The sequence below is a fragment of the Micromonospora sonchi genome (genome assembly GCF_014646235.1).
Classification (GTDB): domain Bacteria; phylum Actinomycetota; class Actinomycetes; order Mycobacteriales; family Micromonosporaceae; genus Micromonospora; species Micromonospora sonchi.
Window position 1 is genome coordinate 42,171 of the sequence record NZ_BMNB01000025.1, and the last position, 18,693, is coordinate 60,863.

Genomic DNA, 18,693 nt, shown 5'->3' on the forward strand with positions numbered 1-18,693 from the left:
GACGTCCTGCGCAGGTCGATCAGCACCTCTCCACGACTGGACCACCAGATCGGGCGGTTGGCGGTGGACCGCCGCTCGGCCTTGCCCGCGTACGTTGTCAGTCATACATCATGCGTCACCACCGGCGATGAAACACCAGTCCACCTAGAGCGGCATGTGCGGACCTTGCCGACACGCGCAGATAGACCGGATGTGCCCGCGTTGGCGTGGTTACGCGTGGCCACCTTGGATTACCGTGCCGATAGTCAGTTGTGGTCTTCCCTCCAGAACCCTCCCGATACGTTCCGCCTGGTCTTCGAGATCCCGGCGCTCGGACACGGTGAGCGGGGTAAGCGGCTCGACCGTGATGGCCAGCTTGGGTCCGCAGCGGCGGTGGTGCCAGACTCCGGCAACGGTGCCGTCGATGAGCAGTACCGGAAAGTTGCCGGCCTGGCCGCCGGAAAGCGCGCGTTGCGCGGCAGGTCCGGGGAAGAGCTGCTCGCGCGGGTGGCAGCCGACGGTGTAGGCGTCGAAGTATGGCAGGAGTCGCACCCCGTACGGCGGCTCGGCTGCCGACGCGGTGTCGCCGGCCGGGACCCAGGCGACAGTTCCGGCGAGGTCGACCTGTTGCAGTTCGTCGGCGAGGGAGTCGAACAACTGGGCCGCCCAGCGGCGCGGCGCGGACAGCCACTGCGCGAACTGCTGCGGTGTGGCCGGCCCGTACGCGTGCAGGTAGCGCCGGATCAGGTCGGCGAGGGCGCCGGGCGCCGGGGCGGGCTGGAATCCTGGCAGCCACCGTTGCGGACTGGTGTAGGTGACCTTCCGCCCGCGGTTCGGGCCGAAACACAGTGCCCCGCGGTGCGCGGCAAGGTGCATCGCCTGCCGCCAGCGCGGCCACATGCTCCCAAATGCGGGCACCACCGGGTCGGCGGCCCAGGGGCCGGTGCGGGCGGCCACCGCCGCGGTGAGTTCGTCGATGGTCAGTTCCGCGTCGGCGAGTGCTTCCGCGAGCGCCGCGACGACCTGGTCGATCTGGTCGGGGGCCAGGCGCGCGTCGGCGGGCATGCTGTTTCGAGCTGGTGGCAACGCGCCGAGCGCACCGGTCCACAGTGGCAGCTCACGCGCCGGCAGCAGGTGCACGGTACCGCGCGGGCCGAACGTCTTGACCAGGCTGCGTTCACCCCACAGCGCGGTGCGGACGTCATCGCGGGTGGCACCGGCTACGCGCAGCCCGATGGACACCTCGGCGGCGGAGAGCACCTGAGCGTGCGCTCCGCACATGGCGGCAACGGCATCGGCTGGCCGGTCGTACACCGCTGCGGACAGGCCGTGCCGGTCGAGCCGTCGGCCCCAGACATCGGGCCAGGACAGCCGCGGCAGCACAGGGATCGGTTGGTCATCGAGCACGTCTCCCGCTGTCGTGGTTCGGGTGGGCGCGGCGGCGGAGGAGGTCAAGGCTGGCCTCAGCCAACCCCGACCTCCTCGCTGCCGTCAGCGGAACTGCCGGAAGAACTCCCGCACGTCGCCGACCAGCAGGTCGGGTGCTTCCAGGGCGGCGAAGTGCCCGCCGCGATCGAACTCGGACCAGTGCGCCACGTTGTGGTCGCGTTCAGCGAGGGGCCGGATGGTGATGTCGTTGGGGAACACCGCCACCCCGGTTGGTACCGATGAGCATGGCTGGGTCTGACCCCAGGTGCGGGCACCCTCGTAGTAGATGCGGGCGGCGGATCCGGCGGTGCCGGTCAGCCAGTAGACCGAGACGTCGGTGAGGATCAGGTCGCGGTCGATGGCGTCCTCGGGCAGGTCGGCGCTCGGGTCGGTCCATTCCTTGAACTTCTCGACTATCCACGCGAGCTGGCCGACGGGTGAATCGGTGAGCGCGTAGGAGATTGTCTGCGGCCGGGTTGACTGGACGACGGCGTACCCGGCCATGTCCCGGCCCCAGGTCGTCATGAGCGCGAGGCGGGCTTGGTCGGCCTCGGTGAGGCCGACCAGTTCGGCCGGGTCGCCGGAGGGGAAGGTGCCGAGGTTGTTGACGTGTACGCCGATCACGTGATCGGGATCGATGCGGCCGAGCTCAGGGGAGACGACCGATCCGGTATCGCCGCCTTGGGCGCCGTAGCGGTGGTAGCCGAGGCGGTTCATCAGCTCGGCCCAGGCGCGGGCCACCCGGCTGGTGTCCCAGCCCGGGGCGGCGAGCGGGCGGGAAAAGCCGAAGCCGGGCAGCGACGGGGCCACGACGTGGAACGCGTCGGCGGGGTCGCCGCCGTGCCGGGCGGGATCGGTCAGCGGGCCGATGATCTTCATGAACTCCACGACCGAGCCGGGCCAGCCGTGGGTGAGGATGAGCGGCAGCGCGTCCGGCTCCGGCGAACGCACGTGCAGGAAATGTACGTTCTGCCCATCGATGACGGTGGTGAACTGGGGAAATTCGTTCAGCCGTGCCTCGTGGACGCGCCAGTCGTATTTTGTCCGCCAGTAGTCGGCCAACTCTTTCAAGTAGTCCAGCGGCACCCCGGCCTCCCAGCCAGCGCCGGGCACCTCGTGCGGCCAACGGGTGCGGGCGAGCCGGTGGCGCAGGTCGTCGAGGCAGTCCTGGGGAATCTCGATCCGGAACGGGATGATCTGTTCGCTCATGAACATCACGCTACGAAGGAGCTAGGACAGGTTCGGCCCTAGCTTGCTGGCAGACTTCCGGGCATGTTGGAAACCTCAGCCCGGCTGCTGCGCCTGCTCTCGCTGCTGCAAACCCCGCGTGATTGGACCGGCACCGAGCTGGCACAACACCTTGAGGTCGACGTGCGAACCGTGCGCCGCGACATCCAGAAACTGCGCAACCTCGGCTACCCGGTGCACGCCACCGCCGGTGCGGCCGGCTATCGGCTCGGCGCCGGAACGAAGCTCCCGCCCCTGCTATTGGATGACGAGGAGGCCGTCGCCGTCGCCGTCGGGCTGCGTACCGCCGCCAGCGGCACGGTCACCGGCATCGAGGAAACGTCGCTACGCGCACTGGCCAAGCTCGAACAGGTACTGCCCTCGCGCGTACGGCACCGCGTCAACCTGCTGAACTCGGTCACCGTCACGGTCCCCACCACCGGCCCCACCGTGGACCCAGCTGTGCTGACCGCCGTCGCTGCTGCCTGCCGCGAGCACCAGCGGCTCCGCTTCGACTACCAACGTCACGACGGCACCGACTCGGTACGCGACACCGAACCGCACCGACTGGTCCACACCGGCCGGCGCTGGTACCTGATCGGCTGGGACACCGACCGGCGCGACTGGCGCACCTACCGGGTCGACCGGATCCGCCCCCGCATCCCGACCGGCCCCCGTTTCACACCACGACCAGCACCCGACGTCAACCTCGCCGGCTACCTCGCGCACGGCGTCTCTACCGCCGCCTACCGCTACCAAGCCCGGATCACCCTTTACGCCTCAGCCGAAGCCGCAGCCGAGCGAATCCCACCCACCGTCGGCGTCATCGAAGCCGTCGACCCGCACACCTGCCTCCTGCACACCGGATCCAACTCCCTCGACGAACTCACCATCTACGTCGCACTGTTCGGCTTCCGCTTCCAGGTCCACGGACCACCCGAACTGATCGCACACATTCAAGACCTCGCCAAACGACTCACCGACGCCGTCCGCTGACCGTCAAAACAACGGCCGCCTAACGTTCGCCGCAGCAGCGCGCTTTCACATCGGCCAGATCCAGTCTCCAACGCGCTATCAGCGGCAGCGGCGAATGCCCGCCACGGCCCCGTGCTCATCCGCCGGACACGACATGATCGCGCCCGACCACCAAGGATCCGGTGGCCCTCGTGTCGGCTGGTCGTCCGGAGATTCCTAGCCAGTGGGCGGGCGGTGAAAGTCAGATTGTATGGATCGTGATGAGGTCTTCGAGGCCTGCAAGGTCCTCGGCGTTGCGAGTGTAGACGGCGGCGCCGTGGGCGTGTGCGGTTGCGGCGATGAGCAGGTCCATTACCCTAGCCCGCGGCTGGCGGCCGGTCTCGACGACGCGTGCGGCCAACCGTGCGTAGCTCGGCGATCGCCTCGTCGATGGGAAGCGGATCAAATCGACGTTGGATGGCGCTCAACCGCGCCAGACGCAGCGCCCTCGCCTCGGCAGTCTTCGCGACCCGGACAACGAACTGGAGTTCGGCAAGACTCGCGACGCTGATAGCCAGCTCGCCCGGAATCGTGGTTACGTCGTTGGCGATGAGGATGCTGGTGTCGAGAATGCCGCGGCTCACCGCTCAACCCACGGATCGGTCACGGTGCCGTCGAGCAGGTCCCGGTCACCCGCCCATCCTGGGTCTGTGGCGGCACCGACTCTGACCTGCGGAAACACAAAGCCGCAGGTGGCGCCGGTGCCGTTGAGTGCAGTTGATCGCCGTTGGATGCAGTTGACTGCCGTTCAGCGCACCCGGCTGCTCCCATCCCGCTCCCCGATCCTCCTACCCACAGTCGCGGCAGATACGGATCACCGGGCGGCAAAGAAAGCCGCGATTCCGGCGAGTCCCCTCGGCGTCGAGTCCGCACTTCGGACGAGTCGGGTTCTGGCGCTCACCTCAAGCGCGGCGGCACCCGGCTCAGCGAGGCGGCCCGGCCGTCGAACGGTCAAACCCGACGGGCCAGTCGTAGCGGAGCGCAGCCGAGGGCGTCGTCACGATGCCGCAAGACGAGTGACCGGTAGCGGCATCGACTGGCCAGCGCGCGGAAAGCGGCATGAGCGGATGCCTTCAATAAGCGATGGCCGGTGGCGTGGTGACGGCGATGGACCAAATCTGGACGAGTCGTCCACCGTCGTAGCAGCTCAGGATTCGTCGACGTCGGGCCCCGGCCGGCCGCGGAAGAACGGCCTGAGGGCGTAGCCGACCAGGCGCATCCATAGCGGGGGCCGGCCCGCCTTCCCCGATCCGCCCCAGCCCGCGACGTTGCTTCCGGATTCGTAGCTGACTGGCGATTCGTGGGTCCACGCGTCGCCGGTGCTGCGCTTTCATAGCGACATAAAGCAGAGGTTGGTTCTGAGCGCGAGTTGCGGTCCTGAATGGGCGCGAGTTTGGGTCTCGGCGTCTTCCGGCGGGTTTCGCTGGGCGTGAGTTTGGGACCCGCCCTGGTCGTGGGTGCTTGGCCTTATCGCCACGGGGTCGTGAGGAATGCTTCAGGTTCGTGTCAAGCAACCCGCGCGCCATCGACCTCGACTGCTTCGAGCACTCGCCAAGCGGGGACTGGCAGACAGACCGTCCGGTGGTGCTCGCCGACGGGCAAGACCCACCTGGCGCGTCGCATCGTCGCCGAGGTCGAGCTGGCGACGTCCGCGAGCGAGCGCAGGCTCGTCCAGACCGACGACTTCAACGAGACGCGGCGCGTGTATCTCGAGCTCGCTGACGCTACGCCCGCACAGGCCGCGACGCCGTGTCGTGGCGCTAGACTCGCCGGCTATGGGTCTCCTCACCTTCAGCCTCAACCTCACCCTGGACGGTTGCGTCGACCACCAGGAGGGGATCGCCGACGATGAGACGCACGCCCGTTTCACCCGGCTTTTGGACGAGTGCGGGGCAATGCTGTGGGGCCGCGTCACCTACGAGATGATGGAGAGCTACTGGCCAGCCGTCGCGCGCGGCGACCAGGAGGCGCCGCCGGCCATGCGCGAGTGGGCGGTCAAGCTGGAGGCCAAACCCAAGTACGTGGTGTCGTCGACGCGTAACGATTTCCCGTGGACCAACAGCCACCACATCGCCGACGATCTGCGCGAGAGCGTGCAGAAGCTCAAGGACGCGACCCCGGCCGGGGTCCTCCTCGGAAGCGGCAAGCTCGCGACCGAGCTCGACCGGCTAGACCTGATCGACGAGTACCAGCTGCTCGTCCATCCCAGGATCGCCGGCCACGGCCCGACGCTGTACCAGGGCGGACTGCCCGGCACACGCCGGCTCGAGCTGCTCTCGGCGGAGCCGCTCCGCAACGGCGCGGTGGCCATGCACTACCGCCGCGCGCGCTGAATCACAGAAGTCCATCGCCGCCAGCTCACCGGCAGCACGGTGTCCTCTCCGCTCGCCGCGCAGCGCCGAACGACTCCTCGAAGGCGAGGACGTCTTCGAAGAGCCGGTCGAGGGCTCCGTGGATGTCACCAGCGGCGCAGGGGATCATGGCCCGTCCTGCGCTCACTCGCCGACGCCTTCAGGGCGGGACCCAAACTGCCGCATATTGATCATGAAGAAACTCTACGCCCTGGGCCCAGAAGAGACGGCTATCTGGGCCCCGTTTCCACGACCAAAGCCAAGAGGCTCTGCTTCCCGCCGGGCGAACCGTCTCAGCTCTTTCGGATCCGCGAGAACTTGCTGATAGATGGAACTGCCGGAGGAGACGGCGGCGCAGCGGACGTAGAGAAACCAGTCTCCTCGGGCGCGGGCGGCACGAGCGTGGTCGCACGTATCCAGTGAGTAGAGAGCGGATGCCACCTGATCCTCAAAAGCGAGGATCTCCCAAGCCTGACGGGTGGCGAGTTCGTCAGCCAGCCGCTCGAAAGCATCGTCATCCGGCTCGGTGCCCATGCTCTCGACGAGGCGCCAGAACTCTTCCTGCTCCATCCAAAGATCATCTCAGGTCCGCCACCAGTAATCGCAACATCCGCTCTTCGGCATGAGCGAGCATGCATCCCGGGGCGATTACCTGCAGCCCGACGGCCGACGCCTTCGGGTGCGCCGAAGAGGTCACCAATCAAGCGGCCCTGGTCAGCGAATTGCCGGTGGGATCCGAGTCTCAACTCGCGGGATCCATTCCGGCGCCACGACGAAGGTGCCCATAGCCGCACCTCGATGCAGCACGGTCTTCGTGAATGGCGTCAGCGGGCCCCAGGACGACAGCCGACATGATCCAGGCGGGGAGCAGCGAACCCTGACCACTTCGGTCCTCTCTGGGAGGTCACGCCGGCCTGCTCGCCCACATCACCGCAGGTCGGCGCGCTGTTCGGCGGCCGACTGCGGTGAGCACTTCGGGCGCGGTGACCACTTCGCCAAGCTGCTTCCAATCTGCACCCACCTGCAAGGCCCGACCATCCATGAGCTCCTTACCGCCCTGACCTGCGGTACTCCCCTACCAGGCGACATAGAGCACCCTCGACTGCTGCTCGATACGGCTGAGCAATCCGTGTGAAGCAGGGCGCCGCACCGCTTCCGACCTGCGGAAACGCAGAACCCCAAGTAGGGGCGGGTGCCGTTGAGTGCTGTTCGGCGCCGTCGGGTGCAGTTGACTGCCGTTCAGCGCGCCCGGCTGCTCCCATCCCGCTCCCCGATCCTCCTGCCCACGGCGGGCAGCAGACGGGCCTCGGCCTCCAGCGCCGCGATGCCGTGGTGATCAAGCTCAGACCGGTCGCTAGATCGTCCGCGTGCAGCTGGTAGTCCAGCATCGAGGAGGTCCGCGCACGTCGGGATGGCGTGGCACCCCGATCTGCCGGAGGTGTGGGAGGCAGCGCATCCAGAGGTGTTCGGGGACGGGCTACACACCTGCCAGCTGACGATTCGTTGCTTGGTCGTGGTCGTCGCGCTGCTCGCCCTGCCCTGTGCCGTAATTTGTCGCGCCCCGGGGCCGACTGCCTCTTGCCGAGGCTAACGTTGTTAGCCTACGGTCCGGCTAACGATGTTAGCCAGATGCGAGGAGGGTTTATGATCACCAGCAGTTCCACCGTGTCGACCACATCGGCGCGGTCGCCGCGATCTGGTCGCGATCGGATCGCGAGGATCATGTTGTGGCTTGCCGCCGTCGGCGCCGCCGGTGCCGCGCTCACCGCGGCCAGCACGGTTTGGGACGCCGATGGCGGGACCAAAGTCGTCGAGACCTGGCGAGCCTACGGCCTCGTCGTCTTCGCGGGCCTGTTCGTGCTGCTTGCGCTGGCGCCGCGCAGCTACCGGGGTGTGTGGGAGCTGGTGATCTTCCACAAGATCGCGCTCACGGTGACCGCCTTGCTCTACGCCGCTCACGGTGGCATCGCCGACACCGCAACGATCGTCGGTTGGGATGGCACCGTCTCGGTGCTCCTCGTCGGCGCCTACGTGCTGAGTCGCGGTTGGACGTCGTCCCCGGACTGGCGCGGCACCACCCAACGCGCCGGATGAGGACGCTGCTAGCGATCCCGGCTTGTCCGAGGCGGCGGTGGTGAACCGCCGCGACGAGGTGGTCGACGCGGCCGAGCGGATCCTGGAACATGAAGGCCCAGACGCGGTGACCATGCGGCGCCTCGCCGACGAACTGCGGATCCAGGCACCCTCGCTGTACAAACACATCGCCGGCAAGACCGAGATCGAAGCTGCACTGCAACAGCGCGCGCTGCAACGGCTCGGTGCCGTGCTGGCCGGGGCCAGCGCCGACCTAGCCACGCTCGTCGCGGCCTACCGGCGATGGGCGCTGGAGCACCCTCGCCTCTACGAGCTCAGTGCCCGCCATTCCCTGGATCGTCCACGTCTCGCGTCCGGCGTCGAGGCCGCGGCGGCCGCGCCCCTGCTGAAGGTCACCGGCGGCAACATCGCAGCCGCACGTGCCATCTGGGGCCTCGCACACGGCCTTGTCGATCTCGAGCTCGCCAACCGATTCCCACCCAACGCCGACCTCGACGCGGCCTGGGCACACGCGATCAACGCGTTCGCCATCTATTGCACACCACAGCCCGAAGGCAGCCCGTGACAAACGCACCTTTTCCAACCACGCCGAACGGCGGTCGGCCTCATGGCGGACGCAGGCTCTCACGCCGACGAACTGCCGTCCGTGCGCATCGTGGCTACCTATTGACTGGTGGTACGACCGCAGCCCGGCCAGGCTTGGTCGAGGTGACCGGTGGAGTCGCTCTCATCGCGGCTGCCCACCGCAGGCTGGTGTGGCTCTCTCGGCAGATGGTCGCCGACGCGAAGCTGGTCAAGACGGGCCCGGGAGGACACACGGAGGCGACTCTGCAATCCAGCGCGGCCGACCCAAACCCCGAGATCGACACTTCGGAAAAGTCACTTCCCGGACCCGCCAAACCCCAGCCTAGAACAACCCTCGCCACGACCTCTTGACACAGAGGGGGTGCCAGATCCGCGCACGTGATCTCGGGTTCATTGCGTCCCAGGGCCGTGGCGGGCCGCTCCCGTGCAAGTGATCTACTCGATGGGTGAGCAACCTGCGAGATCTCATCGTCCGCTGGCAGCGCGGCTGGGGCGTGGCTCGCGCGCTGTCCGTCGCCGAAGACGTAGGCGGCGCGTTGCGGGTCCGGTGCATGCAGCCCGGCCGCGACATCGAGTATGTCGCGCTCGATGCCGGCGAGGACCCCGCGTCGCTCACCACGCTGGCTGAGCTAGTCGCCGGCGAGGACGCCGTCACATGGCTGACCGTGCCCACCACCGACCCGGCGAGGGCGGCCTCGGCTCTGGCGGCCGCCGGCCTGATCGTGCTTAAGCACTCGGAACTGCTGATGAGGGCCGATCTTCGCGGGCATCCGCAGAACATTCCCGTGACACCGTACCGGCTCCTGACCCAGGTCGACTCGCACGGAGGCGACAGCGTGGTCACGGCCACGGTACGGCACGAGGCGGGAGAGGTCGGTGCGCGCGGGACGATGGGACTGGCCGGTACGGATGCGGTCGCAGACCGGATCGAAACCATGCCGGCTCATCGCCGCAAGGGCCTTGCCAGCGCGGTCATGAGTGCACTAGCCCGTTCCGCGATCGAAGAAGGCGCCGAACAGGGCATCCTCATCGCCAGCGAGGACGGTCAGCGCCTGTACATGACGCTCGGCTGGCAGCCGGTGGCCGATGTACTGATCGCAACGACGCCTGGCAACGCGTACCCGTCCTGAACGGCGCAGATGTTCGCGGCCGACCCACGCTCCTCGTCGTCGCCCAGGCGAGCGCGCAATCCAACGTCCGACGACAACGGCGCACTGATCTCGGCATGTCCGCAAGGGAGTCGCAGCGAGGCCGTTCTGACGCAGCGTGACCGGTCTCGACTCAGCGCGCACGACCTGCGGCAGATGAGGGTGGCCCCACCGCTCGATAGGTGAGGTCCAGGTTTGTGGCGATGGGTCATTGCCGGCCAGGTGAGATATCTCGGGTCATCTGATCGACCCTCCGGAGCCTTCCGTCCGCCGAGCGCTGGCCGAACATGTAGATCTCCGTCGCGATGACGGTCCCATTGGCCATGTCGGCGGTCAGGGTGTACCGCGCGGCCACGCGGTCAGCCGTACTTACCGCCTCATGCACCTCGACGCGGACGTCCTTGACGCGCTTGCGAGCCGGTCGTACGTGCGCAAGCAGCTTCTCCCGATCGAGCTGGATGCCGTCGCTGCACATGACATATTCCGGTGTGTGGTATCGGTCGAACACTGCTTCCGCGGCGTCCTCGCCGAAGGCAACCTGCCGGGGGTAGTGAATGAGGTAGTCGGCGACGTCGAAAGTCATGTGCTCGGCCCCCACTATGTCGAGTAACTCTGACAGTGCCGTCAAGGTTAAGCGAATCCGATAGACTTGACAACCATGTCTGACCTACGGGATCCGGGGCAGCGGCGGCAGCGAGCCGACGCGCGACGCAGCATCGCCGCGGTCCTGGGCGCATCCGTCACGCTGCTGGGTCGGCACCCCGACGCGTCAATGGAAGAGATCGCACGAGCAGCCGGAGTCTCCCGCCAGACGATCTACGCTCATTACCCGTCCCGTGACGCGTTGCTGCGGGCGGTGACGCAGCACGTCACAGCTGAGGTCGCGCGAGAAGTCGCCGACTTCGGCTTCGATGGGGGTAGCGCCGTCGACGCCCTGGGCCGTTGGGCCGACGGCAGTTGGGCGCTGTTGGAGCGTTACCCGGTGCTGCTCACCTCGGCGATGCTCGCAGCCACGAACGAAGATGAGTTGAAGCGCCACGAGCCGATCATCGGAGGACTGCTGGACCTGATCGAGCGGGGGCGCCGTCGCCGCGAGTTCGACCGCACGATGCCCACCACCTGGTACATCGCCGCGATCATCGGCCTCGGTCACGCCGCCGGCCAGGAGGTCACCGCCGGCCGGATGACACCGACCGAAGCCGGCACCGCGTTCCGGGAAAGCGTACTCAGGGTATGTCGTGCCGCGCTGTGACGGCTCGCAGCATCCCGCCCAGGTAACGGGCCTGCCCTACAGTTGACCGACGCTCGCTACCAAGATCGGACGCACTGAATTCGGCAGTTCCGGTCGGCGAGCGGCGAGCTCTACCCTCACGCTACGTGATGCGCGGATTGCGGCAGAAGCGTGCATGTGATCTTCGTGTGGACTGCTGCGCTCAGGCGGCGGTGACGCAACGACGCGGGATGATGAGATCGTGTTGATCAGTGAGACGAGGTCGCTGCTGACGTCGATGCTTGATCTTGCCGGGGTACGCCCCGGAGAGGTCTCCGCCGCCGACGTGCGGACGATTGTCGAGGTCTTCCGGCGATTCGCCACCGTCGCAGCCGATGACGCCGTCTCACCCGAGAAGGACGGCGACGGGATCCTCGCCCAGACCGGAACGTTCGACTTCGACGGCGTGCGTGAGTTCTGTGCTGATCTCACCCGGCAGTTCATCGAGGCCGACGACCAGGACGTGATCCGGCAACTGCGCTGCACGCTCCACTGGGCTCCCAGCGCCGAAACCGAAGCGCTCGGGTCCAGGGTTCTATGGTCCTTCGGCATGCCTCTCGACGACTTCTTCGCCGAGGCTCTCAGCCTTCCCGGCTGGGCCTGGGCGCTGTCCGGCGTACAGGCACCTCAACACCTCACGATCGGACTCGAACAGATCTGAGCGCACCTTCTCGGGACGAGCGCGTACCGGCCAGTGGGCCGGGCAGACCGGAGCGGCATGCGGCGCGTCGTATTCGATGGCGAATTGCCTGCCCGGACGGCGGCAGAAGAGTGCGCCGTGACGCTGCCACCACGACCGTCAGACTACGGCCGGCGCGTAGTGTCTTCGACTGTTGCGTCGGCTTCTCAAAGATGGGGCTTTCACATGGTATCGGGTTCGGCCGACGTCCATGCTCAGCGGGAAGCCGAGGACATCAAGGTCTGGTTCCGGTTCGTACCGCGGGAGAACTGGCTGCCCTTCGAAACGGAAGGGTTGTGGGCAACACGGATTTGGCCAGGATCTGGCCCAGGTCCGCAACGTGCCGTTTCTGCAGGACGCAGTGGCCGAGGATGACGTCGTGCTGCTGCAACGTGGCCAGAACAACGGCTGGTGGCACTACGAGGTGGGATCCGGGACCACACGATGGCGGGACGCCTAACTTCCCCCACCCATCGATTCACGATACGCCGCCGAGCGACAACTCGCACGATCAGCGGCAGATCCGGATTTTCTAACCATGGTCGGGAGCCTCATTGTCGGCCCGCAGCACGAGGCGAGGCGCGGGAGCTAACTCGCTGCTATCCCTGGCCTGACGAGACAATGCGCCACGGGCCGTGGAGGCCCTGACGGTGCAGGTAGTAGTTGCTTCCGGTGCGGCCATCAGGCTGACCGGCTGCTGCCTCGTCGAATACGTGGATCGTGAACTGGGCATCGACCCGAACAGTGCCGTTGCCAGCCTGCGCCTCAGCACTGGGAACTCCGGACGTGACGCTCACACCGTCGATGGCACGTACGTTGCAAGCAACCGAACCCGGGCCGTTCGGCGGCGGATACAGCTCGGCCGCAGTGTCCCCATCGTGGGCGTCGAGTGCGCGCAGATAGGTTCGGACGACATCCTCCGGGGTCGCATCGTCAGGCGGCACGTCCACAGATGCGAACGACACCAAGCCCACCACGCAGCCCCACTTCTCGGGGAACGAGACCCGTATCCCGGCCAGTACCGCCGTTGCGGCGAGCACCAGGAACAGCGCGAACGCACCGATACGTCGGCGAGGCGACGACAGAAAACGCGGGCCTGAGGTACCGATCGGCATGTCGGCATCGTAGAGACCAACTGCCATTACGAAGGACGGGCCAACGCTCCAGGCCAACGCACTCACATCGGCATGAGCGAGCGTGCGTCCCGGGGCGATGACCTGAAGCCCCGAAGGCCGACGCCTTCGGGTCCGCCGAAGATGTCACCGAGCAGGAAACCTTACTCAGAAGGCTGCCGGTGGGATTCGAGTCTCGGCCCTCGGGATCCATGCCGATGCCACCACGGCGGCATCCAATGCCGCACGTCGATGCGGCACAGCCCTCGTAAATAGCGTCAGCGGATCCCAAGACGACAGCCGGCACCATCCAGGCGGGAAGCAGCGAACCCTGACCACTTTGGTCTTCCCTGGGAGGCCACACCGCCTCGCTCGCCCACATCACCGCAGGTCAAAGCCCTCGGGCAGGTGCGCCAGGCCCATGGCGGCGATCAGGCGCAGACTCAGCGGCCCCGCCGCTGCGGAAAATGAATCACCGGCGGACCTGCTCCGCCGCCATCGCCTGCACGAGCACGACATAGCCGGTACAGACTCCGGCCGGCTCGCTGGGAGCCACACCACCTCACCCGCGGGCACCGCCGCCCGTCGGGCCGGCCCGGGGTCAGGTCCGTCGACGGCGCATCAGGAGCATGACCAGGCCGACGAGCCCTACCACGGGCAGCAGTAGCAGCGCCACCGCCGCGGCGGCGATCGCGGGCGCGGCGGGCCACACCGGGGCCGGCCCGCCGGGGCGTAGCGCGCCGGACGCCAGTGCGTCTTCGGCCACGTCGATCCCGAGCACCTGGATGCTCCTATGGATGTCAAGCGGCGGGTTCAAGATCGTTTACTGTGATGATCTGGTAGAGCTCGCGGGCGACGTATCGCTTCAGGCATCGGATGATCTCTTTCTTGGACAGGCCTTCTTTGGTGCGTCGTTCGGCGTAGGCGCGGGTGCGGGGGTCCCAGCGCAGGCGGCAGAGCACGACGCGGTAGAGGGCGGCGTTGGCCTGCCGGTCGCCGCAGCGGTTGAGGCGGTGTCGGGTGGTCTTGCCGGATGAGGCGGGGATCGGGGCGACGCCGCAGAGCATGGCGAACGCGGCCTCGGAGTTGAGCCGGGCGTGGTTCTCACCGGCGCTGACCAGTAGTTGGCCGGCGGTGTCGGCGCCGACGCCGTTGGCGGCCAGCAGGCCGGGGTTGATGGCGGCGACGAGGGGCTGTAGCAGTTCGTCCAGGTCGGTGATCTCGGTGGTGAGCTGCTGATGACGGCGGGCCAGGGACCGCAGGGCGAGCTTGACTGCGGTGGCCGGGGTCGAGGCGTCAGCGCGGTCGGGTCGCAGGTTCGCGCAGGTGGCGATCAGCTGCGTGACGCCGAGGCCGCGTAGCCGGGCGCGCAGTTCGTCGGGGGCGGTGACGATCAGGGTCTTGATCTGGCGTTGGGTGTCGGCGCGTTGGTCGACCGCGCTGCGGCGGGCCACCCGTAGGTTACGCAGGGCTTCGACGCGGCCGTCGCGCTGCTTGGGAGTGCCGGTGCGTTCCCCGGCCAGGGCGGCCTTGGCTGCTTGGATGGCGTCGATCGGGTCGGACTTGCCCTGGAACCGGCGGGTCTTGCGGTCCGGGCGGTCGACCTCGATCACGTTGACGTCCTGGTCGCGCAGCAGGCGAGCGAGTCCCGCGCCGTAGGCGCCGGTGCCCTCGACCCCCACACACATCAGCCGGCCGAACCCGCGCATCCAGGCCAACAGGGCGGCGTATCCGACCGCCGTGGCGGGGAACTGCTGAGTGCCTAGCACCCGCCCGACCAGGTCGATCACCGCCGCGGTGTGGGTGTCCTGGTGGGTGTCGACTCCACCGACGACCTCGATCGCGGCTTGTTCAGGTGTAATAGAGGGCATCGTCGTCCTGTCGCTCGTGACTGTGGGCAGGGCGGCACGCACCAGCCGGGCAACGCGGACAAGACAGAGATGGGGCCTCTGGCCAGGCTCCTATGAAGTCACAACGCCACGTCCAGTGAGTGCACGAGCACCTCCCGACCGAGGCCGACAAATCCCGTTAAGGACCCGAAGTCAGTCAGGCGGTGGGTCAGACCCCGGCGGGAGGTGCTCATGAACATCATCTCTGTCAGGCGGCGACAGCAGGGTACGCGCGGCACCGGCGGGCGTCAGCGCGCGCAGTTCCACTCTGCGTACCGCAGCGAAGTTCGTAGGGTGGTTGTCCTCGTCGCGGATGTCGAAGGTCGCCGGGGCGTCCCGCTCCGGAAGGTAGGCGGCCACCACGGCGGCGCCGTCGGGGTGCCAGCCGAGGAGCCGCTGAGTCGCCACGCCCTCCTGGGTCGGCAGAGCCGCGCCGGTCGGCTTCCCGGACGTGGCGTCGACAAAGCTGACGGTCGAGGAGAATCGCTGGTCGGCCACCAGGGCGAGGGCGCGGCCGTCGGGACTCCAGGCGCCCTTGCCGGCCAGCCGGGACCCGGCCGGCACGGCGAAGGAGCCGGTCGGCACCCCGTCGCCGATCAGCGTGATCCGGTCGTCCACCTAGATGGCGGCCGTCCCGGCTGTACGCGGCGGAGTAACCCGGCACGGGGCGGCGGAGGCCACCTCCCGTGACCGGCACGATTTCGGTGAAGCGGCCCGACGCGACATCGACCAACCCCACCCCGTCTTGGTCGCCGCGCCGGTCCTGCGCGGCGACCAGTTGCCTCCCGTCTGGAGACCAGGCCAGCGGCAGATACCAGGTGTCCACGCCGAGGTTGCTGACCAGCCGGTGGGTACCGCCGTCACGGACGTCGAGCAGGAGGATGTCGTTCCCGTCCGGATAGGCCACCCTGGTCCCGTCGGCAGAGAGCAACAGCCGCTCACCCGGCACGTTCACGCCGTCGAAGTCGAACCCGAGCAGCCGGTGGCCGGTGCCGGCGGCGTCGACCAGGTCGACCGTGCCCTCCCCGCGCACCGGATTGCGCAGGCCGATGGTCGAGCCGCCTAGCACCAGGGCCGCCGCCGGGCCACCTGCCCGGCCCACCGAGGGCGTCCAGAGCCAAGGTGCGTCCACCCGCTGCGGCAGCGCGTCCGCTACTACCGGGCCGGCCCGGTTCGCCGACCGGGTCGCCACCGCCCACGTGGCGACGGACGCCCCGACCACGACCACCAGCACGGCCGCGCACCACCGCCCGAGGCCACTCATCTCGACCTCCCGAGTTCCGAGTCGACCAGGCCCGGCCTCCGAACTACGAAAGCCAGGCCAGGTCGGTCACCCATAGTAGAGATTGCACCTGGGCGTCAGGCCGTACCGGCCGCCCCGGCGCTTCATGACTTTAAGGGGTGACAGCGAAGAAGCCCGTTACCGAACCTTCCGGCAACGAGCTTCTGACCTGCATATATCTACGGTGGGCGATACTGGGATCGAACCAGTGACCTCTTCGGTGTGAAGCAGGACGCCGCACCCACTCTGACCAGCGGAAACACAGAACCGCAGGTGGGTGGCGGTGCCATTGAGTGCTGTTCAGCGCGGTTGGGTGCAGTTGGCTGCCGTTCAGCGCACCCGGCTGCTCCCATCCCGCTCCCCCGATCCTCGTGCCCAAGGTGCGGCAGATACGGCTGACCGGCCGGCCAAGAAGAGCAGTTGTCCGGATCTGATGTTGCGAATCGTTTGAGCAGTAACCGCTCGCGAAGCCGTCGCGCTTCGCGGCGGACACCGCCTGCCCACGCACCCGATCCGCGGCAGATCCGTGCACCTGACCTGGTGCCAACCCGAGCCGCATCACCACGCGCAGCTGGCTCAGCATGCCGAGTCCGTTACGCCGCGAGAATCCGGCGACTCGCTCATGCCGTCGAGCAGTTCATCCCAAACGCTCTCGGCAACCCCGCGAACCTCCGGGTGAAGGTTGCGGTGTACAACCCACTTCGCATCGCCCAGTTCCATACCGGTCGCGTCGGCGCGTCCAGTGAACCATGACCGTGTCGGCTGAAGATCAGCGCGAGACGCCGATCCGCGACGGATGGCGCAGCGGATCAAGCGGCTTCGTCTCGGTGGTCGAGCCATTGGCGCACTGTCGTGAGGTCGATGTCGGTCAGTCCCACGTGCGGATCGACGCGGTGCAGCAGCGCCGGTTGTGGGTGGTGTGCGGCGACCCATCGCCGGTCGGCGTCGGTGATCTCGTCGTCGAGCCAGACGAACGGACAATCTGCCGCCCACCGCGCCAACGACTCGGTCTTCCAATGCACGCCGCGCGGTGGTTCCTCGTCACCGTCGATCCAGTCGACTACGGACAGAGCGGGTAGGTCGAGCCGAGGTGCCACCACCTCGTTCGCCTCGGCCATCCACGTACTCGCCCAGACCACTTCACCCGGCAAGGCGAGTAACCGGCGACCGTCGTCGGGTTCAAGACGATCGAGCAGAGGATTGTCGTAGCAGTCGGGACCGTCTCCCCCGCTGTCACTGCCCTGACGACCGGTATCGGCCGGCCGAGCCCGAAGCGGGATGAGCACGCCGTCGATGTCAATAAAGACCAACGATCGTCCGTCGCTGGCAGGCACCACCAAACCGTACCGCTCATCGGCGGCCGCCGCGGTCGCGCCAGCGACCCGTAACCTGACGCAGCGCGCCAGGTGCGGCAGATGAGGGCATGCGATCAAGCCATCGCGGGCGCCGTCGGCGCGGTGGACCCGGACAGGGCCGGCGACCCGAGACGCCGAGTCGGAAACGCCACCGCCAGCGATGGTTGAGCTTCGCGGAGGGCCGCGCGGGCGGTGTCGGTCAGTGCCGTTCGACGATGTCGCCCACCTCGGTCCGGGACGAGACGCCCAGCTTCCGGAGGATGTTCGAGACGTGAACGGCGGCGGTTTTCGGTGAGATGTACAGGCGTCGGGCCAGCTCGGTGTTGGTGAGCCCGTCGCTGATCAGTACTGCCACTTCCCGCTCGCGGGGGGTTAGGGCGGTTGGGCCTGTGACCGCGGGCGCCGCGCCGACCGGCGCCATGCCCAGCTGAGCGCGGACCTGGGCGAGCTGGACCACCCGCCAGCCACGCCACTCGGCCAGGAGGGGTACAGCCGCCTCCACCTGCACGGTGGCCTCCTCGCGCCGGTTGTTTGCGAGCAGACAGCGGGCGGCGCCGACGCGTACGGTGCCGCGGGTCGCCGGTTCCAGGATGTGGGCCTCGGCGATGGACAGGTAGCTGGCCAGTGCCTCGGCGTGCTGGCTGCGCGCCTCTGCGAGCTGGGCGTCGACGAGTGTCCGGTAGGCGTCCCATACGCTGGCGTCGAGTAGCGCGGTGGCCATCTGGTCGAGCCGGTGCGCCGGCAAGCCGATATGAAGCGCGGCGGAGATCAGGTCGTGGGCCTGTTCATTGCTGCGCCACGGCTGCTCGGGTAGGGCCGTGATGAGTTCCTCCAGGCTCGCTTCGGCGCGCGAAAGGTCGGCGCGACGGCAGGCGAGGTGGAACGCGAGGCCGGGAATCATGGTCGACGGGTTGTTGGGCAGCGCTGCCAGGTCGGTGATGAGCTGCTCGACCTGGTCCAGCTCGCCGGCCTCTAGATAGAGCCCGGCGAGGAAGACCCCGTGGTAGTCGGCCCAGCGGCCCGGGCGCCGGTAGCTGCGGTCCTGTTCGCGCCCCTCCTTCAGTGCCGCGATCGCGGCGCGCAGGTCGCCGGCCCGCACCGCGAGCCTGGCTCGGCCCTGGAAGTACGTGGCCACCGCGAGTGACTCGAAGCCGGCTCGCTCGGCGTTGACCCGCATCCGTTCCAGTGTCTCGGCGTGTTCGACCGGCGAGGTGGATGGCTCGCCGTGTACCAGGTCGTTGAGGGCACGGGCGGCCAGCACCCACTCGCCCGCCTTTTCG

General features: G+C 67.9%; 19 protein-coding genes. 7 read left to right on the plus strand and 12 right to left on the minus strand.

The window, feature by feature from the left end; all coding sequences use genetic code 11:
- Positions 1–210 precede the first annotated feature (210 nt).
- Both IEY61_RS22880 and IEY61_RS22885 read right to left on the minus strand, forming a co-directional pair.
- Positions 211–1,362 (minus strand): winged helix DNA-binding domain-containing protein, encoded by a 1,152-nt coding sequence (locus IEY61_RS22880; protein ID WP_229706354.1) that lies wholly within the window; start codon positions 1,360–1,362, stop codon positions 211–213.
- Positions 1,363–1,470: 108 nt separating this feature from the next.
- Entirely contained in the window at positions 1,471–2,604 is a 1,134-nt protein-coding gene (locus IEY61_RS22885; RefSeq protein WP_229706366.1) for an epoxide hydrolase family protein, read from the minus strand.
- A 75-nt stretch (positions 2,605–2,679) separates the two neighbouring features.
- Between IEY61_RS22885 and IEY61_RS22890 the strand changes: the two genes are divergently transcribed.
- A complete protein-coding gene (locus IEY61_RS22890) occupies positions 2,680–3,630 on the plus strand; it encodes a helix-turn-helix transcriptional regulator (RefSeq protein ID WP_189047683.1) in 951 nt (316 codons plus the stop codon).
- Between the two features lie 335 nt (positions 3,631–3,965).
- Here IEY61_RS22890 and IEY61_RS22895 read toward each other — a convergent pair whose 3' ends face one another.
- On the minus strand, positions 3,966–4,232 hold the full coding sequence (locus IEY61_RS22895) for a PIN domain-containing protein (protein ID WP_229706355.1): 267 nt from the start codon (positions 4,230–4,232) through the stop codon (positions 3,966–3,968).
- 1,191 nt (positions 4,233–5,423) lie between these two features.
- Here IEY61_RS22895 and IEY61_RS22900 point away from each other — a divergent pair.
- Positions 5,424–5,981, plus strand: coding sequence for a dihydrofolate reductase family protein (locus IEY61_RS22900; protein WP_189047685.1), 558 nt, complete (start codon positions 5,424–5,426; stop codon positions 5,979–5,981).
- A gap of 25 nt (positions 5,982–6,006) precedes the next feature.
- Here IEY61_RS22900 and IEY61_RS22905 read toward each other — a convergent pair whose 3' ends face one another.
- Together IEY61_RS22905 and IEY61_RS22910 are read right to left on the minus strand one after the other, a co-directional pair.
- The gene (locus IEY61_RS22905) at positions 6,007–6,147 is read right to left on the minus strand and encodes a hypothetical protein (protein WP_189047687.1); all 141 of its coding nucleotides are present in this window, start codon (positions 6,145–6,147) and stop codon (positions 6,007–6,009) included.
- 56 nt (positions 6,148–6,203) lie between these two features.
- A complete protein-coding gene (locus IEY61_RS22910; protein WP_189047689.1) occupies positions 6,204–6,569 on the minus strand; it encodes a DUF4240 domain-containing protein in 366 nt (121 codons plus the stop codon).
- A gap of 1,074 nt (positions 6,570–7,643) precedes the next feature.
- Between IEY61_RS22910 and IEY61_RS22915 the strand changes: the two genes are divergently transcribed.
- The 3 genes from IEY61_RS22915 (at position 7,644) to IEY61_RS22925 (ending at position 9,808) form a co-directional block, all read left to right on the plus strand.
- Positions 7,644–8,093 carry a hypothetical protein gene (locus IEY61_RS22915; RefSeq protein ID WP_229706356.1) on the plus strand — a complete coding sequence of 150 codons (450 nt, stop codon included), beginning with the start codon at positions 7,644–7,646 and terminating at the stop codon, positions 8,091–8,093.
- Between the two features lie 22 nt (positions 8,094–8,115).
- Positions 8,116–8,658: a TetR/AcrR family transcriptional regulator gene (locus IEY61_RS22920; protein ID WP_229706357.1), complete on the plus strand. Its 543-nt coding sequence runs from the start codon at positions 8,116–8,118 to the stop codon at positions 8,656–8,658.
- Between the two features lie 466 nt (positions 8,659–9,124).
- Positions 9,125–9,808, plus strand: a complete 684-nt coding sequence (locus tag IEY61_RS22925) for a GNAT family N-acetyltransferase (protein ID WP_189047693.1) — start codon at positions 9,125–9,127, stop codon at positions 9,806–9,808.
- A 226-nt stretch (positions 9,809–10,034) separates the two neighbouring features.
- Here IEY61_RS22925 and IEY61_RS22930 read toward each other — a convergent pair whose 3' ends face one another.
- Positions 10,035–10,409: a nuclear transport factor 2 family protein gene (locus IEY61_RS22930; RefSeq protein ID WP_189047695.1), complete on the minus strand. Its 375-nt coding sequence runs from the start codon at positions 10,407–10,409 to the stop codon at positions 10,035–10,037.
- A 75-nt stretch (positions 10,410–10,484) separates the two neighbouring features.
- Between IEY61_RS22930 and IEY61_RS22935 the strand changes: the two genes are divergently transcribed.
- Together IEY61_RS22935 and IEY61_RS22940 are read left to right on the plus strand one after the other, a co-directional pair.
- Positions 10,485–11,078, plus strand: a complete 594-nt coding sequence (locus IEY61_RS22935) for a TetR/AcrR family transcriptional regulator (RefSeq protein ID WP_189047698.1) — start codon at positions 10,485–10,487, stop codon at positions 11,076–11,078.
- A 220-nt stretch (positions 11,079–11,298) separates the two neighbouring features.
- Positions 11,299–11,757, plus strand: coding sequence for a hypothetical protein (locus tag IEY61_RS22940; RefSeq protein WP_189047700.1), 459 nt, complete (start codon positions 11,299–11,301; stop codon positions 11,755–11,757).
- Between the two features lie 617 nt (positions 11,758–12,374).
- Here the strand turns inward: IEY61_RS22940 and IEY61_RS22950 are convergent.
- The 6 genes from IEY61_RS22950 to IEY61_RS31425 form a co-directional block, all read right to left on the minus strand.
- Positions 12,375–12,890 carry a hypothetical protein gene (locus tag IEY61_RS22950; RefSeq protein ID WP_189047702.1) on the minus strand — a complete coding sequence of 172 codons (516 nt, stop codon included), beginning with the start codon at positions 12,888–12,890 and terminating at the stop codon, positions 12,375–12,377.
- 598 nt (positions 12,891–13,488) lie between these two features.
- Positions 13,489–13,668, minus strand: a complete 180-nt coding sequence (locus IEY61_RS22955) for a hypothetical protein (protein WP_189047704.1) — start codon at positions 13,666–13,668, stop codon at positions 13,489–13,491.
- 19 nt (positions 13,669–13,687) lie between these two features.
- Complete coding sequence (locus tag IEY61_RS22960) at positions 13,688–14,758, minus strand: IS110 family RNA-guided transposase (protein WP_189047706.1); 1,071 nt, start codon at positions 14,756–14,758, stop codon at positions 13,688–13,690.
- 171 nt (positions 14,759–14,929) lie between these two features.
- A complete protein-coding gene (locus tag IEY61_RS22965) occupies positions 14,930–15,394 on the minus strand; it encodes a TolB-like translocation protein (protein WP_189047708.1) in 465 nt (154 codons plus the stop codon).
- Between the two features lie 1,473 nt (positions 15,395–16,867).
- Positions 16,868–17,395, minus strand: coding sequence for an HAD domain-containing protein (locus IEY61_RS22970; RefSeq protein ID WP_189047710.1), 528 nt, complete (start codon positions 17,393–17,395; stop codon positions 16,868–16,870).
- Between the two features lie 217 nt (positions 17,396–17,612).
- Positions 17,613–18,674 (minus strand): LuxR C-terminal-related transcriptional regulator, encoded by a 1,062-nt coding sequence (locus IEY61_RS31425; RefSeq protein ID WP_229706358.1) that lies wholly within the window; start codon positions 18,672–18,674, stop codon positions 17,613–17,615.
- Positions 18,675–18,693: the final 19 nt, after the last annotated feature.

Coding starts and splice junctions, on each gene's coding strand:
- IEY61_RS22890 (WP_189047683.1), top strand. CDS start 2,680: ATGTTGGAAACCTCAGCCCGGCTGCTGCGCCTGCTCTCGCTGCTGCAA.
- IEY61_RS22900 (WP_189047685.1), top strand. CDS start 5,424: ATGGGTCTCCTCACCTTCAGCCTCAACCTCACCCTGGACGGTTGCGTC.
- IEY61_RS22910 (WP_189047689.1), bottom strand. CDS start 6,569: ATGGAGCAGGAAGAGTTCTGGCGCCTCGTCGAGAGCATGGGCACCGAG.
- IEY61_RS22915 (WP_229706356.1), top strand. CDS start 7,644: ATGATCACCAGCAGTTCCACCGTGTCGACCACATCGGCGCGGTCGCCG.
- IEY61_RS22930 (WP_189047695.1), bottom strand. CDS start 10,409: ATGACTTTCGACGTCGCCGACTACCTCATTCACTACCCCCGGCAGGTT.
- IEY61_RS22935 (WP_189047698.1), top strand. CDS start 10,485: ATGTCTGACCTACGGGATCCGGGGCAGCGGCGGCAGCGAGCCGACGCG.
- IEY61_RS22950 (WP_189047702.1), bottom strand. CDS start 12,890: ATGCCGATCGGTACCTCAGGCCCGCGTTTTCTGTCGTCGCCTCGCCGA.
- IEY61_RS22960 (WP_189047706.1), bottom strand. CDS start 14,758: ATGCCCTCTATTACACCTGAACAAGCCGCGATCGAGGTCGTCGGTGGA.